The sequence below is a fragment of the Vibrio sp. 10N.286.49.E11 genome, assembly GCF_041469505.1.
GTDB classification, from domain to species: Bacteria; Pseudomonadota; Gammaproteobacteria; order Enterobacterales; family Vibrionaceae; genus Vibrio; species Vibrio crassostreae_C.
Genome location: NZ_JBFRKQ010000041.1, coordinates 66,565 through 82,255, shown reverse-complemented (window position 1 = coordinate 82,255; position 15,691 = coordinate 66,565). Strand labels below are relative to the sequence as shown.

The 15,691-nt window shown below is 45.0% G+C and carries 16 protein-coding genes; 5 read left to right on the top strand and 11 right to left on the bottom strand.

Annotated features, from left to right (window positions below):
• Nucleotides 1–105 precede the first annotated feature (105 nt).
• The gene (locus tag AB4167_RS09595; RefSeq protein WP_017062371.1) at nt 106–1,104 is read right to left on the bottom strand and encodes a lytic transglycosylase domain-containing protein; all 999 of its coding nucleotides are present in this window, start codon (nt 1,102–1,104) and stop codon (nt 106–108) included.
• Between the two features lie 30 nt (nt 1,105–1,134).
• Nucleotides 1,135–1,425, bottom strand: coding sequence for a YcgL domain-containing protein (locus tag AB4167_RS09590; RefSeq protein WP_017062372.1), 291 nt, complete (start codon nt 1,423–1,425; stop codon nt 1,135–1,137).
• A gap of 219 nt (nt 1,426–1,644) precedes the next feature.
• On the opposite strand from AB4167_RS09590, the gene minC reads away from it, so the two are divergent.
• Genes minC through minE form a run of 3 tightly spaced genes read left to right on the top strand, consistent with a single transcriptional unit; the run spans nt 1,645 to nt 3,411 of the window.
• On the top strand, nt 1,645–2,307 hold the full coding sequence (minC, locus tag AB4167_RS09585; RefSeq protein ID WP_017063419.1) for a septum site-determining protein MinC: 663 nt from the start codon (nt 1,645–1,647) through the stop codon (nt 2,305–2,307).
• A 21-nt stretch (nt 2,308–2,328) separates the two neighbouring features.
• Nucleotides 2,329–3,141 carry a septum site-determining protein MinD gene (minD, locus tag AB4167_RS09580; RefSeq protein WP_372136448.1) on the top strand — a complete coding sequence of 271 codons (813 nt, stop codon included), beginning with the start codon at nt 2,329–2,331 and terminating at the stop codon, nt 3,139–3,141.
• A 6-nt stretch (nt 3,142–3,147) separates the two neighbouring features.
• Nucleotides 3,148–3,411 (top strand): cell division topological specificity factor MinE, encoded by a 264-nt coding sequence (gene minE, locus AB4167_RS09575; protein WP_010436847.1) that lies wholly within the window; start codon nt 3,148–3,150, stop codon nt 3,409–3,411.
• A gap of 130 nt (nt 3,412–3,541) precedes the next feature.
• Here minE and rnd read toward each other — a convergent pair whose 3' ends face one another.
• The 8 genes from rnd to AB4167_RS09535 all read right to left on the bottom strand — a co-directional run bounded on the left by rnd (nt 3,542) and on the right by AB4167_RS09535 (nt 11,529).
• Complete coding sequence (gene rnd / locus AB4167_RS09570; RefSeq protein WP_102398074.1) at nt 3,542–4,660, bottom strand: ribonuclease D; 1,119 nt, start codon at nt 4,658–4,660, stop codon at nt 3,542–3,544.
• Between the two features lie 143 nt (nt 4,661–4,803).
• Nucleotides 4,804–6,498, bottom strand: coding sequence for a long-chain-fatty-acid--CoA ligase FadD (gene fadD, locus AB4167_RS09565; protein WP_017062375.1), 1,695 nt, complete (start codon nt 6,496–6,498; stop codon nt 4,804–4,806).
• A 106-nt stretch (nt 6,499–6,604) separates the two neighbouring features.
• Nucleotides 6,605–7,456 carry an alpha/beta fold hydrolase gene (locus tag AB4167_RS09560; protein ID WP_102332536.1) on the bottom strand — a complete coding sequence of 284 codons (852 nt, stop codon included), beginning with the start codon at nt 7,454–7,456 and terminating at the stop codon, nt 6,605–6,607.
• Between the two features lie 48 nt (nt 7,457–7,504).
• Nucleotides 7,505–8,065, bottom strand: a complete 561-nt coding sequence (locus AB4167_RS09555; RefSeq protein ID WP_017067373.1) for a Slp family lipoprotein — start codon at nt 8,063–8,065, stop codon at nt 7,505–7,507.
• Between the two features lie 35 nt (nt 8,066–8,100).
• Nucleotides 8,101–8,406 (bottom strand): hypothetical protein, encoded by a 306-nt coding sequence (locus AB4167_RS09550; RefSeq protein WP_017062378.1) that lies wholly within the window; start codon nt 8,404–8,406, stop codon nt 8,101–8,103.
• Nucleotides 8,407–8,478: 72 nt separating this feature from the next.
• The gene (gene tsaB, locus AB4167_RS09545) at nt 8,479–9,180 is read right to left on the bottom strand and encodes a tRNA (adenosine(37)-N6)-threonylcarbamoyltransferase complex dimerization subunit type 1 TsaB (RefSeq protein ID WP_050643044.1); all 702 of its coding nucleotides are present in this window, start codon (nt 9,178–9,180) and stop codon (nt 8,479–8,481) included.
• 59 nt (nt 9,181–9,239) lie between these two features.
• Complete coding sequence (locus tag AB4167_RS09540; protein ID WP_372136447.1) at nt 9,240–11,168, bottom strand: ATP-dependent DNA helicase; 1,929 nt, start codon at nt 11,166–11,168, stop codon at nt 9,240–9,242.
• A gap of 160 nt (nt 11,169–11,328) precedes the next feature.
• Entirely contained in the window at nt 11,329–11,529 is a 201-nt protein-coding gene (locus tag AB4167_RS09535; RefSeq protein ID WP_017062381.1) for a hypothetical protein, read from the bottom strand.
• A 301-nt stretch (nt 11,530–11,830) separates the two neighbouring features.
• On the opposite strand from AB4167_RS09535, the gene purU reads away from it, so the two are divergent.
• Nucleotides 11,831–12,664, top strand: coding sequence for a formyltetrahydrofolate deformylase (gene purU / locus AB4167_RS09530; RefSeq protein ID WP_029235131.1), 834 nt, complete (start codon nt 11,831–11,833; stop codon nt 12,662–12,664).
• A 325-nt stretch (nt 12,665–12,989) separates the two neighbouring features.
• Here purU and AB4167_RS09525 read toward each other — a convergent pair whose 3' ends face one another.
• A complete protein-coding gene (locus AB4167_RS09525; RefSeq protein ID WP_017070298.1) occupies nt 12,990–13,586 on the bottom strand; it encodes a VOC family protein in 597 nt (198 codons plus the stop codon).
• A gap of 347 nt (nt 13,587–13,933) precedes the next feature.
• Between AB4167_RS09525 and argS the strand changes: the two genes are divergently transcribed.
• On the top strand, nt 13,934–15,667 hold the full coding sequence (argS, locus tag AB4167_RS09520) for an arginine--tRNA ligase (RefSeq protein WP_017067376.1): 1,734 nt from the start codon (nt 13,934–13,936) through the stop codon (nt 15,665–15,667).
• Nucleotides 15,668–15,691 lie beyond the last annotated feature (24 nt).

Here is a 15,691-nt window from a genome sequence, read left to right as displayed (position 1 = left end):
ACCTTATTAAATCTCTGAAATATAAAATCAAAAAGGACTCCGAAGAGTCCTTTAGTTCGTTCTGCCTATGATAGGCCAAATGCTATTCAAAGCGACTTAGGTCTGTTAATCAAACTTAATTCTGTCGGCTAGGTGGCTTACTGCCAAAGCAAAGTAGTAAGAACGATTCCACTTCATTAACACATTGTAGTTGTTATAAATGAGGTACGAACGTCCGGTTTCATCATCCGGCATGATTAACCAAGCTTTAATGTCTTCATCAAGTGTTGGCAGTGGGCGATCGTCATAGCGTTTAATACCGAGTTCAGACCACTCTTTTAAGTATTTCGCTTTGTCTTCGTCTCGACCTTGTAAATCGATCGACACAGTTGACGGAACATGAACCTGACGACCCCAAGTATATTTGTCATCCCATCCTGATTGGCTGAGATAATTGGCCGCTGAAGCAAATACGTCTTCTTCAGTGCCCCAAATGTCTTTCTTACCATCGCCACTGCCATCAGCGGCGTAAGCTAAGAATGAGCTTGGCATAAACTGAGGTTGACCCATCGCACCAGCCCAAGAGCCTTTCATCTCTTTTGGTGCAATATGGCCTTGATCAAGAATCTTCAATGCCGCCATCGCTTCGCTACGGAAGAAAGCTTCTCGGCGTCCTTCATAAGCCATGGTCGTTAGGGCGTCGATAACGCTGTAATTGCCCGTGAACTTACCAAAATTACTCTCAACGCCCCATAGCGCGACAATGAATCTTGGTTGAACACCATATTCATCACCAATACGCTTTAACGCGGTGTAGTGTTCCTTATAGAGTGACCTTGCCTGCTTCACTTTCCAATCTGGAACCGCTCGTGGAATGTATTCATCCAGAGTCAGTTTTTTCTCAGGTTGGTTTTTGTCGGCTTTCACCGCACGTGGCTTAAACGTTACACCATCAAAGGCTTCATCAATGATCGCTTCAGAGATGCCTTCTTCACGGCCTTGTTGCTTTAGTTTTTCTACATATTGCTCGAAGCTCAGTTCTTCAGCTTGTACTGAGCTTATGGTCAGGCTATTACCCAATAGTAATGCCGACACAGCCAATATGGTTTTAGAAAATTTACTCAACGATCACTCCTCCTTGAATTGAGGTGGCTATCACTCTTCGTCTTGAGATTTCTGTTGAGCTTTACGCTCTTTATGAAGTTCAAGTTCGTTAACTGGTGGTGGCGGAACCTGTAAAAAGAAACCATCGGTATTCAGTGATTCTTTCACTTTTTCGATGTTTACTTGAGCCAGTTTACGGCCATCCATTTTAATTACCATTACAAAACTAGGTTTACCAAACATTTGCATCAATGCGTCAGGAACTTGTGAAAAATCATCCTTCTTAGGGATATAAAGGTATGTTCCTTCTTTCTTTGAGCTTTTATATATAGAACACAGCATGACAAACCTTTTAATTGATTATGACTACAAAACTCTCACTTGCGAGATCAATAGTTTATGTTAGGGAAATATTGGGAACAAAACGTCCATTTGACAACAAGATTACTTGCTGTGCTTGGTTTGGGAATATAACATGATAAACCTAGTTTCAGGCAATGCCCTTTATTTTATTGATAAAGAAATTGTACCAATCCGCTATTGAGGTCCTGTAGTTTTTCGATGTCTAGTAACCCAGATCTAAAAGGTAGCAGCTTTACGCTATCTGTTTTGCACTTATCCGATGATCAAGTCGAAAATGCAGTCTCTTTTCTTCAAGAGAAAGTAGACCAAGCACCTACGTTTTTCGCTGCCGCACCTGTTGTTATCAACATCAGTAAAGTCGCGGGCGATATCGATTTTGTGCAACTTAAAAATGGTATATCTCAAGCAGGCATGATCCCGGTTGGTGTGGCTGGCTGTTCTGATAAGCGAATGCAAAATCTCGCCAAAGAAGCCGGTTTTGCGGTGATGACGGCAAGCAAGTCACCATCTCAAGCTCCAGCGAAGATGGCACCAATCAAAGTGATTAGAACCCCTATTCGTTCTGGTCAGCAGGTTTACGCGAAAGATGGCGATCTATTGATACTCAGCCATGTGAGTGCAGGCGCGGAAGTGATTGCCGATGGCAGCATCCATATTCATGGCACTTTACGCGGCCGTGCGATTGCGGGTGCAAGTGGTCAAACTGAAGCAAAAATAATTTGTAATGACTTACAAGCCGAGCTGGTTTCCATTGCTGGAAATTACTGGCTCAGCGATCAAATTGAAAGCGAGTACTGGCAGAAGAAAACCATGTTCAGTATGGCAAACGATGTATTACACGTTGATGTCCTCGCAATATAAGAGAAATAAAAGGAAAACAGAATGGCACGCATTATCGTTGTAACGTCAGGTAAAGGCGGGGTAGGCAAAACGACCTCCAGTGCAGCTATTGCCTCGGGTCTGGCTTTAAAAGGAAAGAAAACCGCAGTTATCGACTTTGATATCGGTCTGCGTAACCTAGATTTAATTATGGGTTGTGAGCGTCGTGTTGTATACGACTTCGTTAACGTTATCAATGGTGAAGCGACGCTGAACCAAGCGATGATCAAAGACAAGCGCACAGAGAACCTGTTCATTCTTCCTGCTTCTCAAACTCGTGATAAAGACGCACTAACAAAAGATGGTGTTCGTCGTGTTTTTGATGAACTGGATGAAATGGGCTTTGATTTTATCATCTGTGATTCTCCTGCAGGTATCGAACAAGGCGCTCTGATGGCGTTGTACTTCGCTGATGAAGCGATTGTAACCACCAACCCAGAAGTCTCTTCAGTACGCGATTCAGACCGTATTCTAGGTATTCTTGACTCTAAGTCTCGTCGTTCAGAAGATGGCTTAGAACCAGTGAAAACACACCTTCTATTGACTCGCTACAACCCAGCACGTGTTACTCAAGGTGAGATGCTCAGTGTTGAAGACGTTGAAGAAATCCTGCACATCTCTCTACTGGGTGTAATTCCAGAGAGCCAAGCGATACTCAATGCATCGAACAAGGGTGTTCCAGTTATCTTTGACGAAGCAACCGACGCAGGTATGGCTTACAATGATACTGTAGAGCGACTACTGGGTAGCCAAGTTGACTTCCGCTTCTTAACGGAACAGAAGAAAGGCATCTTCAAACGACTGTTCGGGGGCTAATGCACAATGTCATTATTAGAGTTTTTTAGACCACAGAAAAAGACAACCGCAAACCTAGCCAAAGAACGTTTGCAGATCATTGTTGCAGAGCGACGCAGCCATGACGACCCAGCGCCGTCTTACCTGCCGCAACTAAAAGAAGACATCTTGAAGTGTATAGCCAAGTACGTTGAGGTTGATCCATCAATGGTTGATCTGACTTTTGAACACAAAGATGACGACATCTCAGTGCTAGAGCTGAATGTTAAGCTTCCAGAAGAAGATCGATGATCTTTCTGCACAAGATCGGCAGGTAATACACTTGCTTATATTGATTAAATAAAAAAAGAGAGCCTAGGCTCTCTTTTTTTTATCTGCAGTTTATAGCTGTAACTAAGTTAGGCTTTAAAGCAGCAAGCGGTTATTTGATCGCTTTACTCAGCTTTTCGCCAACCACATCTAAACGCCAGCCTTGCATAACATCAGGCAGCTTCTCTGGGTTACGATCGTGCTTCCACACCCAGCTTAACACTTGGTTAAGTTGCTTCTTAGATGCCAAGAATTCCGTCGCTAAACCGCTGTGTTGTGATGCTGTTTTCACTTCATCTTTCAACACTTTGAACAGTTGCTTGTAGCCAGGGAAGTCCATTAGACGTTCTACTGGTGCTGGGTACTCTTCTTCTGGTGTATGTTCCGCTAACTTAACGATTGAGCTGATCTTCGCACCATGGCGACGCACAGAGCGGTAATCAAAACCCTCTTGCTCCATGTGCTTAGGATCTTTCATCGCAAAACGCGCCACAGCCCATAAGTCTTGCTCTTTGAAGACAAAGTTCAGCGCTAAATCGCGCTTGATTGCTTCTTTTAGACGCCAAGTTGCTAGAGGTCGTAAGATCGCTAGCTGCTTAGGTTTAAGCTGCCACGCCCCTTTAATATCAAGGTAGGCTGTATCTGGGTTTACTTTACGAATGCGCTTGGCAACTTGTAAATCAGACTCTTGCTGAGCCGCTTCCCACCAGCCAGCTTCCATCACTTTTTCTAGAAGCTTGTTGTACATTGGCATTAGGTAATGCACGTCTGCTGCTGCGTAGTCCAATTGTTTTTGAGAAAGCGGACGCGCTAGCCAGTCTGTGCGAGATTCACTCTTATCGAGATCGACACCGACAAACTCTGAAACCAGAGCAGCAAAGCCCGTTGATAAACCATGACCTAAGAAAGCCGCCATGATCTGGGTATCAACCATTGGTGTTGGTGTACAGCCAAATGCGTTCTGGAACACTTCCAAATCTTCACCGCACGCGTGCAGCACTTTCAATACTGATGCGTCTTTCAACAAGGTAACGAACGGTGTCATGTCATCAAGAGCAATAGGGTCAATCAGTGACAGCGTTTCACCATCAAATAACTGAATCAAGCCTAATTGAGGGTAATAGGTTCTAGTACGAACGAACTCCGTATCAAGCATAACGACATCGGCTTCACGTGCTTGTTGGCAAACTCGCTCAAGGTCTTTCAATTGGGTAATGATTTGATAATCCACAAAAACTCTCACAGGTTTCTATTTGATCGCCGGATACAAAAATGCCGACATTAACTGTCGGCATTCTAACACCATTTTTCAGCGCTCGCTTAGATTAAGCGCCTCAATGGTTTTGGTGCAGTACTTTCGCGCAAACGGGCTAATTATTCGCTAGCGCGTTTCGCAAGTTCTGCATCGTTTTCTTCACGCAGTACGCGGCGTAAGATCTTACCTACGTTAGTCTTTGGAAGATCATCTCTGAACTCGACTAATTTAGGGATTTTGTAACCCGTTAAGTGCTCACGACAGTGCGCGATAATGTCTTCTTTGGTCAGGCTAGGGTCACGCTTCACAACGTAGATCTTAACCAATTCACCAGACACTTCATGAGGTTGACCGATAGCTGCTACTTCAAGCACTTTACCATGCAGAGCCACAACGTCTTCAATCTCGTTCGGGTAGACGTTGAAGCCTGATACAAGAATCATGTCCTTCTTACGGTCAACGATGTACAACAAGCCTTCGTCATCAAACTTAACGATGTCACCTGTCGATAACCAACCGTCTTGATCGATCACTTCTTTGGTCGCTTCAGGGCGCTGCCAGTAACCTTGCATCACTTGAGGGCCACGAACTTGTAGCTCGCCTACTTGGTCATTAGCAATAACCTTACCTTCATCATCAACAATACGAACTTCTGTCGATGGTACTGGTAGGCCGATAGCACCTGTGTAGTCTTTCAGGTCGTATGGGTTACCCGTTACCAGTGGTGAACACTCAGTTAAGCCATAGCCTTCCAATAGGTGAATGCCTGTCGCTTTCTTCCATTGCTCAGCAACAGCGCGTTGAACCGCCATGCCGCCGCCAACAGATAGGCGTAGGTTACTGAAATCCAACTCGTGGAAATCTTCGTTATTAACTAGCGCATTAAACAAGGTGTTTACGCCGGTAATTGCGGTAAACGGAACCTTTTGCAGCTCTTTAATAAAGCCAGGAATGTCACGAGGGTTAGTAATTAGAAGGTTACGACCACCCATCTCAACAAACAGTAAGCAGTTCACCGTCAGTGCAAATACGTGGTAAAGCGGTAATGCCGTTACAACCAACTCGCGGCCTTCTTGCAGAACAGGACCATAAGCCCCTTTCGCTTGAAGTACGTTCGCAATCATATTGCGATGCGTTAGGATTGCGCCCTTCGCTACACCCGTAGTACCACCAGTGTACTGTAGGAACGCGATGTCATCACCCGCCATGAACGGCTTCACATATTGAAGACGACGACCTTTGTGCAGCGCTTTTCTGAATGAAATAGCACCCGGCAGATCATACTTAGGCACCATGCCTTTTACGTATTTCACTACGAAGTCGACAATTGTCCCTTTCGCGCGTGGCAGCATTTGCCCTAGGCTAGTTAGAACAACGTGTTTAACCGGCGTGTTATCAACGACTTTCTCTAGCGTGCTCGCAAAGTTAGATACGATAACAATCGCCTTTGCACCAGAATCGTTCAGTTGATGTTCAAGCTCACGAGGTGTGTACAGTGGGTTGACGTTCACTGCAATCATACCTGCACGCAATACACCAAATAGTGCAATTGGGTATTGCAGTAGGTTTGGCATCATTAGCGCGACGCGATCGCCCTTCTTCAGTTTCAAGTCATTCTGTAGGTAAGCGGCAAAAGCACGGCTGCGCTCTTCAAGCTTACGGAATGTCATAATCGAGCCCATGTTCTCGAATGCAGGTTGGTCCGCGTACTTCTGTACCGACTGTTCAAACATTTCTACAAGAGATGGGTACTGATCTGGGTTGATCGTTTCTGGTACGTCACTTGGATAACGTGAAAGCCAAGGTTTATCCACGATGTTACTCCTCGTTTATCAGCTGACGACTGCTTCGCCGCTTTTTATCATTGCGGTATTACAGCACAGCTTTAGTGCATGAGCACTAAAAGGCTCAAACACTTGTTTAAATTTTGTTAACTACACCAAGAATTAGCTCTGAAACTAGCTCTGGGCTCTCTAAATGACAATGATGTCCACCAGGAACAGTCTCTATATGCAGAGGACTATGCACTGATTTGTAGCGATTATGCTGCAAATGTCGGAATCCACCATTCCCTAGGATTATTAATTGAGGGCATTCAATAGCCGCCATAATCGCTTCAGCGTGCGCCTGTGACATTCGATATAACGAGTCACATTTTAGATTAGGGTCGCATCGCCATTGCCAAGAGTTCTCGAACTCGACAATACCTCGCTCAACAATAGGAGCGATTAATTCAGCATTAATTTGGTTGGCGTGAGCTCTCAGCTTAATAGCATCCTCAAGGCTTGCCAAAGGACGTGAAGGCTTTCTTCGCTGTCGAAGACGACTGAGTACCCCATCCCTCAAGCGAGAGACTGTTTCGTGGGGAGCTTCAGAAAGAGGTCCGTGACCTTCAATTTGAATTAATCCTGACACCTTTTCAGGAAAGGCGGCACTATAGCAACTTGCTATCAATGCACCAAGTGAATGTCCTACCAGTACCAGTCTGTTTGGCGATAATTTAGTCACCAACTGATGCAAGTCATCAATATAATCATGAAATGGGTAGTAACTTCCCGATTTGTGCGACGAGAAGCCGTGTCCGAAGAGATCGATAGCAACAAGGTGAGCATTGGGCGCAAACTTGGCGACTTGCTGCATAACCGGATTAAAGCTGGACGAATTATCCAACCACCCATGAATAAAAACGACCGTCGTTGCGGTCGTTTGTGGGTTGCCAATCTGTTGTGTTGCAAGCGTCCCGCTCGCAAGGGAGTATGACTTTTCAATCATCAAACACTTAGTTCCATCTGTTTGCGCAATCAACGTCTAAAAAGTTAATTACTCTACGTCCTGTATCACTCGACCTTGTCTTGGCATCGTTTGAAAACTGCGACAATGTAAACTTCTGCACGAGTAGTAGGTTGGTGCAAAATCGTTAACAACAACACGCTCAGTGATGTTCCACAGTCGTTGGTTGTCCACTTTCATCACAGGGAAGATGTAAGGGTATTCCCCTATTTTTCCATCTTCACTTCCGCTTGACTGACCAACCAGTGTAATCAGACGGCCTTCTGCAAAACTTAGAGGCTCAACATACCCTTCAATATAACCAACAAAACGTCCGCTTGGCTCTGCGTCTAGGTCTGGCTTACCGCTACTCGAAATCGGCATATTAGCAACTTCGATTCGAGTCTTATCTTTCAAGTTGGTTACTTTAGAGATAACGCCACCCAATCGAACACTTTTCGCCTCCGGTAGTTGGTCGACCCACTGTTGGTAATCACTAATTACAGGCTCTGATTTTGCTTCAAGTTCGCTAGGAAGTGATGAACACCCGGCAAGTACCAAGACACCAAGAGAAAGGGCTATTAAGCGTAATTTAGAGAGATAATTTGACATGGTTCTGGTCCTTAAACAGGCATTAATAAGAAGCTCTAGATGTAGATATCGACACCGATAAGCTTTGCAAGTTCTTCTTTCTTCGCCTGATTCATTACATCCATATACTCTTCCATAGCCTTACGTCCTCGGCCTTCTGGAAGATCATACTGGATTTGAGCCTTGTGTAGTTCAGACTCTTTAACTTGACGAATAGAGTGAGAAACAGCATTAGCGACCTTAGTCGGTTGCCCAACCGCAGTGCTAGCATCAGATTTTTTTGCCTGCTCCTTCTTTTTAATTCGATTCGGCTTAGACGTGCTGCCTATCGAAGAAGGAGGTAAGTTGTTAATTGATACCATGACTAAATATCTGCCCTCTCAAATCTAAATAATACGCATTTAGACCTAATTTGCATCAGAACCTTGTAAAAATTATTCGCGACCTGGCAGTTTCTTCCAAGTCACTTTGTCACGAAGATAAACTGGCTCAGATTCTTCTGCTGCAACCGCTTTACCTTCTGCGTAAGCAAATTGAGCAAGGAACGCCATATCTTGAGCTTCTGGGAATAGCACTTCACACGCTTTAGTGTTGATCGCTAATGTGTCCATATGCTCTGCGTAAGCTGCCCAACCGGTACCGACTTTCGCCCATGTTTCAGAATCTGCTTCTAACTGCGCAGCCAATTCACTTGGTGGCGTTACACATTCGGCATCAACCGCAGTCCAACGACCATCTTGTTCACGGCTGTAACGAGCCCAGTATACTTCACTCATGCGCGCATCAATCGCTGTCGCAACGTGAGTTTCACCAAATTTACGGTAGCTGCCTTGCGCCATCGCTGCCAGTGTTGAGACACCGATCATTGGTAAATCAGCACCAAAAGCTAAGCCTTGAGCAATACCAATACCAATACGCACACCCGTGAAACTGCCTGGGCCTTGGCCAAACGCGATAGCATCGATATCGGTTAAAGCGACATTCGCTTCTTTCAGTACTTCATCCACCATAGGTAGAATTTTTTTCGTATGGTCTCGAGGAGCCTCTTCGCTACGTGCGAACACCTGGTCACCCATTACTAATGCAACTGAACAGTTTTCAGTTGCGGTATCTACTGCAAGAATTTTCGCGCTCATTTGTGTCTCAAATATCTGTTATCTAATCTAAAAATAATGGCTAAACTCAACAATGCCAATTAATCAGCAGCGGTTGAATGGTCTTTAGCTAAGAATTCTTTAATGACCCCTAAGTCACGTGTACGAGGGATAGGCGGTAAACTCGCCAAAAATATGCCACCGTAATCGCGAGTCACCAATCGGTTATCGCAAATAATCAAAGCACCATTATCGCGCTTGTCACGTATCAATCGGCCGACACCTTGTTTCAAGGTAATCACAGCGTCTGGCAACTGTACTTGTGCAAAAGGATCACCCCCTTTTAGCTTACAGTCCTCGATTCGAGCCTTAAGTAAAGGGTCATCAGGGGCTGTAAAGGGCAATTTATCGATGATAACACAGCTTAATGCGTCGCCCCTAACATCTATCCCCTCCCAGAAAGCACCTGTAGCCACCAGCAATGCGTTACCTAATTCCATGAATTCGGCTAAGGTTTTTTGCTTACTTGTCTCACCTTGCAATAGAACGGGAACCGAGAGGGTTTCACGGAATCGCTCCCCCAACTCTTTCATCATGCTGTGTGAAGTACACAAGAAGAAACAGCGGCCTTGGTTTTGCTCAATCACAGGAGTCAGCATTCTTACTAGCTTATCCGCGAGACCGGGGCTATTCGGTTCTGGAAGATAACGAGGCACACACAAGCGCGCTTGATTCGGATAATCAAACGGGCTCGGCAGTGAAAACTGTGCCGACGGTTTTAACCCTAATCGAGAAGTAAAGTGTTCGAAATCATCCGACACCGCCAAGGTTGCTGAGGTAAACACCCATGCGCCCGGCTTCAGCTCAATCTGTTCGTGGAATTTATCGGCGACAGAAAGCGGTGTGATATGCAGAGCAAAGTGGCGCGGTGTAGTGTCATACCAATACGAATAGCCAGTGATCGACACATCGCACACACGTTCGATACGCGACTTAATCATATTTGCGCGTTCGAAAGCGGTATCTAACAGCTGGCTTCGCCCAAGTGCTAACTTCAATACATCAACAGCAAGTTGCAGAGCATCTTGCAAACGAACTAACTCGCGTGCAATCGACTCGGATTTCAAAGCTTCGCGCCAGTTACCACGAAAGCCGGTGTCGCCGAGCACAATACGTAGGTCAGCAGCTGATTGAATTAGCCTCTCGCCAACCTTTTGCAGCTGACGCATGTCTTTGGCTTCAGTGCGGTAAGCGATTTCAATGTCTTTGGCTAGTTCTTGGATCTGTCGGCTGGAAACCGATTGTCCAAAGTACTGACTGGCAATATCGGGAAGTTGATGCGCTTCATCGAAGATAAACACATCGGCTTCAGGTATCAGCTCACCAAACCCGGTTTCTTTGATCGCTAAATCTGCGAGAAACAAGTGGTGGTTCACTACAACAACATCGGAGTCCATCGCTTTTTTACGCGCCTTAAGCACAAAGCAATCAGTGTAGCTTGGGCATTCTTTGCCTAAACAGTTGTCGTTAGTCGAGGTAATGGTTGGAATAACTGGGCTATCTTCAGCAATATCATCGCAATCACCTAAATCGCCAGTTTGAGTCGCTGACGACCAGCTGCGCACTTTAACCAACTGAGCTAACAGCGTTGGATCGGTATGAGTGCCATGACTTTCGATCATCTGGCGACTGAGCCTGTCTAAACACAAATAGTTTGAGCGACCTTTCAGCAGAGCAACCTGACCATAAAAACCAAGCGCATCGACCATTAATGGTAAATCACGATGAAACAACTGCTCTTGAAGGTTTTTAGACCCCGTACTGATAATAGTTTTCTTGCCACTCAGCAGCGCCGGTACTAGGTAAGCAAACGTCTTACCGGTACCTGTCCCCGCCTCAACAACCAATTGGCTTTGTTGCTCAATGGCCTGTGAGACCGCCTCAGCCATGTCCAACTGAGCTTGTCTTGGTTGAAACCCAGGGATAGCTTTTCCCAGAGCGCCATCAGCAGAAAACGTTTTAGATATCATAGAGTACGAAGTTTAGAAAAAGAGAAGGAGAATTATGGCAGGTTTAGTGAGCCGGCGCGAATCAAGAATGACTTCGCACCGGAGGTGTTTGGTTTGGCTTGACGTGGCTTAAGTTACCTTGAAGGTAAGAATTGAAGAAGTAGGAATTAGAGAATCGTTTTTATTTTCGACTGAGATAACGTGATAGCCAAGGAGCACCTTCAAAATGGTTATCACCAGGCTGTATGGCTTTCGCTGCATCGGTTGGTGAGGTCTTACTTTCCCACATTTCATCTAGAACATGACCATCTAATTCGGTACCTCTCGCCAATGAATTCACTCGCTTGCAGTACAGTTTTTTGGCTAGTAACTCTTTATCCATAAGTATCACCTCTATTTTTGGCCAAGGCGTAAATGCCTCGGTTGAAGTTCAAATGCGTACTACGGTCAAAACTTTTAAAAATGAAGCTTCTGCCTGTTTTTCTATCTAAAAACTGATATTTCTATATCAAACAATTTATCAAAGCGATAAATGAGCAGCAGAATTTGTTGAAACCAACTTGATAATAGATTAATTATAACGGTGATATTGCGGCTCAGTTCACCGTTCGACGGCCTGCATTAAATTTGAAGAATCCCTATTTCATATAATAAGTGCAACATTTCATGGAAGTAAGATGCAAATGGAAAGAAAAACTTTACTAACACATTGTACTGATGCCCCGGGCCTCATCTCTAAGATCACCAATATTTGTTATAAGCACCAACTCAATATTATTCACAACAATGAGTTCGTAGATAACACAAGTGGCCACTTCTTTATGCGCACCGAGCTGGAAGGCTATTTCAATGATGAAACCTTGCTTGCCGATTTAGACCAAGCCCTGCCACCAAATACGAAACGTAAGCTTGTTGATTCGTCTCGCAAGCGTGTTGTGATACTCGTGACCAAGGAAGCACACTGCCTTGGCGACATTCTAATGAAGAACTTCGATGGCAGCTTAGACGTTGAAATTGCGGCCGTTGTCGGTAACTACGACATTCTACAAAGCCTAACCGAGCGTTTTGACATCCCTTACCACCATGTTTCTCACGAAGGGCTAAACCGTGAAGAACATGAGAAAAAGATGCTAGAAGTGATTGACCAGTACGAGGCGGATTACCTTGTTTTGGCTAAGTACATGCGAGTGCTGACACCAGGTTTTGTTGAAAAATACCACCACAAGATCATCAATATCCACCACAGCTTCTTGCCAGCATTTATTGGCGCGAAGCCATACCAACAAGCGTATGAGCGCGGCGTGAAGATCATTGGCGCAACGGCACACTTTGTGACGAATGATTTGGATGAAGGTCCAATCATCAAGCAAGATGTTATCCCTGTGGATCACAACTTCAGCGCGAAAGACATGGCACAAGCCGGTCGTGACGTAGAGAAGAATGTATTAAGTAAGGCGTTAAACAAGGTGATCAATGATCATGTGTTTGTTTACGGCAACAAGACTGTAATTCTGTAAATCGGATATTCGATTTCCGGTAAGACTTCCAGTTAGAACCCAATAAAAAACGCGCAATAGGGAAAGCCCATCGCGCGTTTTTTGTATCTGATGATCAGACTCGCTTTGAGAGATTCCCGACTACGCTCCTTCGTCGCTATCGGGAATGACGAACTCGGTGATGAACCTTCGAGCTATAGGCTCTAACATACGCTCTCGAACGCTCTCGAACGCTCAGTCTGTCACTATCCAAAGATAGACTCTGGAAAATTTCATCGAACACCCCGTCATTCCGACGAGCCAAGGCGAGATCAGGAATCTCTTTCCTAGCAACTCTCTATTCAAATTAAGCCTGTTCTGATTCCACAATCTTCTTCAAAGAGTGTGGATGCAGCTTGATGCAAATCCCTTGATGTTTAAAAGCCACTGTTGGGTTATTCAAGCGTTCACCCTCGCCTTTCGGGCTAGAGAGTTTGATCTTAACGCCTTGCTCACCCAGCGTTTCAAAGTTAGCAGCGAACTGCGGGTAAGTTTCTTTAAGATCCGCTAGATACTCATCAGCTGTTTGGGCATGAGAAGGAATCACAAACTCTACATGTTCCCAATCTTGGCTTGGGTAAATCTTACCTTCTGCTGGATATGGCAGCTCCAAACATTCAATTTTCCAGCCAAGGCTTTGCAAGGGTTCATCGAAAGCCAACACCACAATTGGACGACCATTAATCATCGCCTCAGAAATCATAGAGCCGTACTCAGACCACGCTTGATGGGCAGATTTCGCTAGCTCAGTGTCATTGATTCGCAGCGCAATATGATCCGCTTGAGCAAAGCTTAAATCCAAACCTAATGTATTTCCTAGGCTCTCGATTTTTGCCATAAAAGTATCAAGGCGGGCGATCATTTGTTGTGGTTCTAGTTCAGCTTGCTTCAGGCTCATCATCATTGTCTGTGTTCTCCAAATAATGGCTGCATGTTATCAGTTTTGCCTTTTGCAACAAGCGTTGCTTTTACAAAAAACACTCAATAACTATGTTCTTTTCGCTCCTTAAACATGCAAACGCGTCTTGCTAAAAGTCGATTGTCAAAAACCACTCAGGAAATGTTAATTTTCTATCAATTCGACCTATAAGAAACCGCACAAAATTGGTATGATTACCGCCATTTCTGTGAACTTAAACAGAGTCTGCTGCTGATTTTGGCATTAAATCGTTAACTAGAAGCATAATTAACCAATTTAATGACCAAGAATTAACGGCCACTCTTATCATCCTTGAATTGAAGGAAACGCGTGTGAATATCCAAGCACTTATTAATGACAAAGTATCTCAGGCTCTAGAAGCCGCTGGCGCACCTGCAGGCTCTCCTGCTGCTGTTCGTCAATCTGCAAAACCACAGTTTGGTGACTACCAAGCAAACGGCGTTATGGGCGTTGCTAAACGACTAGGCACTAACCCACGAGAATTTGCTCAAAAAGTATTGGACGTTCTAAACCTAGACGGTATCGCTTCTAAAGTAGAAATCGCAGGCCCAGGTTTCCTAAACATCTTCCTAGATGAAGCTTTCCTAGCCAAACAAGCAGACGCAGCATTGGCTGACTCTCGCCTTGGTGTTGCCGTTGCTGAAACGCAAACTATTGTTGCGGATTACTCTGCGCCAAACGTTGCTAAAGAAATGCACGTTGGTCACCTACGTTCAACTATCATCGGTGATGCAGTAGTTCGTACTCTAGAATTTCTAGGCCACAACGTTATCCGTGCTAACCACATCGGTGACTGGGGTACTCAATTTGGTATGCTTATCGCAAACCTTGAGCGCGTTCAGGCTGAGTCTGGTGAAGTTTCAATGGAACTTGCTGACCTTGAAGGCTTCTACCGTGAATCTAAAAAGCTCTACGATGAAGACGAAGAGTTCGCAGTTAAAGCACGTGGCTACGTTGTTAAACTGCAAAGCGGCGACGAGTTCTGCGCAGAGATGTGGAAGAAGCTTGTTGACGTAACAATGATTCAAAACCAACGCAACTACGATCGTCTAAACGTGTCTCTAACACGTGATGACGTAATGGGCGAAAGCATGTACAACCACATGCTTCCAACTATTGTTGCTGACCTAAAAGAGCAAGGTCTTGCTAAAGAAGATGACGGCGCACAAGTTGTATTCCTAGACGAATACAAAAACAAAGATGGTGACCCAATGGGCGTTATCATCCAGAAACGCGACGGCGGCTTCCTTTACACAACAACCGACATTGCTTGTGCAAAATACCGTTTTGAAGAACTAGGCGCAGACCGCGTTCTTTACTTCATCGACTCACGTCAACACCAGCACCTAATGCAAGCTTGGACTATCGTTCGTAAAGCAGGTTACATCCCAGAATCTGTTTCTCTTGAGCACCACGCATTCGGCATGATGCTAGGTAAAGACGGTAAACCATTCAAGACTCGTGCAGGCGGTACTGTTCGTCTTGCTGATCTTCTTGATGAAGCCGAAGTTCGTGCAGCGCAGCTAATCGAATCTAAGAACCCAGAACTAGCAGAAGACGAGAAGAAAGCGATCGCGAACACTGTTGCTATGGCAGCGGTTAAGTACGCAGACCTTTCTAAGCACCGCACTACTGACTACGTGTTCGATTGGGACAACATGCTTGCATTCGAAGGCAACACAGCACCATACATGCAGTACGCATACACTCGTGTTGCTTCTGTATTTGCTAAAGCTGGCATTTCTATGGACTCTCTTGAAGGTGAAATCAAAATCACTGAAGAGAAAGAGAAAGCACTTATCGCGAAACTTCTACAGTTTGAAGAAGCAGTTCAGTCTGTTGCTCGTGAAGGTCAACCACACATCATGTGTAGCTACCTGTTCGAACTAGCTGGTCAATTCTCTAGCTTCTACGAAGCGTGCCCTATCCTAGTTGCTGAAGACGAAGCTGTTAAGCAGAGCCGTCTGAAGCTTGCTGCACTAACAGCGAAGACGATCAAGCAAGGTCTATCGCTTCTAGGTATCGACACTCTAGAGCGCATGTAAGCGATTCGAGATTCGAGATTCGAG

Coding starts and splice junctions, on each gene's coding strand:
- AB4167_RS09590 (WP_017062372.1), bottom strand. CDS start 1,425: ATGCTGTGTTCTATATATAAAAGCTCAAAGAAAGAAGGAACATACCTT.
- minC (WP_017063419.1), top strand. CDS start 1,645: ATGTCTAGTAACCCAGATCTAAAAGGTAGCAGCTTTACGCTATCTGTT.
- minD (WP_372136448.1), top strand. CDS start 2,329: ATGGCACGCATTATCGTTGTAACGTCAGGTAAAGGCGGGGTAGGCAAA.
- minE (WP_010436847.1), top strand. CDS start 3,148: ATGTCATTATTAGAGTTTTTTAGACCACAGAAAAAGACAACCGCAAAC.
- AB4167_RS09560 (WP_102332536.1), bottom strand. CDS start 7,456: ATGATTGAAAAGTCATACTCCCTTGCGAGCGGGACGCTTGCAACACAA.
- AB4167_RS09555 (WP_017067373.1), bottom strand. CDS start 8,065: ATGTCAAATTATCTCTCTAAATTACGCTTAATAGCCCTTTCTCTTGGT.
- AB4167_RS09550 (WP_017062378.1), bottom strand. CDS start 8,406: ATGGTATCAATTAACAACTTACCTCCTTCTTCGATAGGCAGCACGTCT.
- tsaB (WP_050643044.1), bottom strand. CDS start 9,180: ATGAGCGCGAAAATTCTTGCAGTAGATACCGCAACTGAAAACTGTTCA.
- AB4167_RS09540 (WP_372136447.1), bottom strand. CDS start 11,168: ATGATATCTAAAACGTTTTCTGCTGATGGCGCTCTGGGAAAAGCTATC.
- AB4167_RS09535 (WP_017062381.1), bottom strand. CDS start 11,529: ATGGATAAAGAGTTACTAGCCAAAAAACTGTACTGCAAGCGAGTGAAT.
- purU (WP_029235131.1), top strand. CDS start 11,831: ATGGAAAGAAAAACTTTACTAACACATTGTACTGATGCCCCGGGCCTC.
- AB4167_RS09525 (WP_017070298.1), bottom strand. CDS start 13,586: ATGATGATGAGCCTGAAGCAAGCTGAACTAGAACCACAACAAATGATC.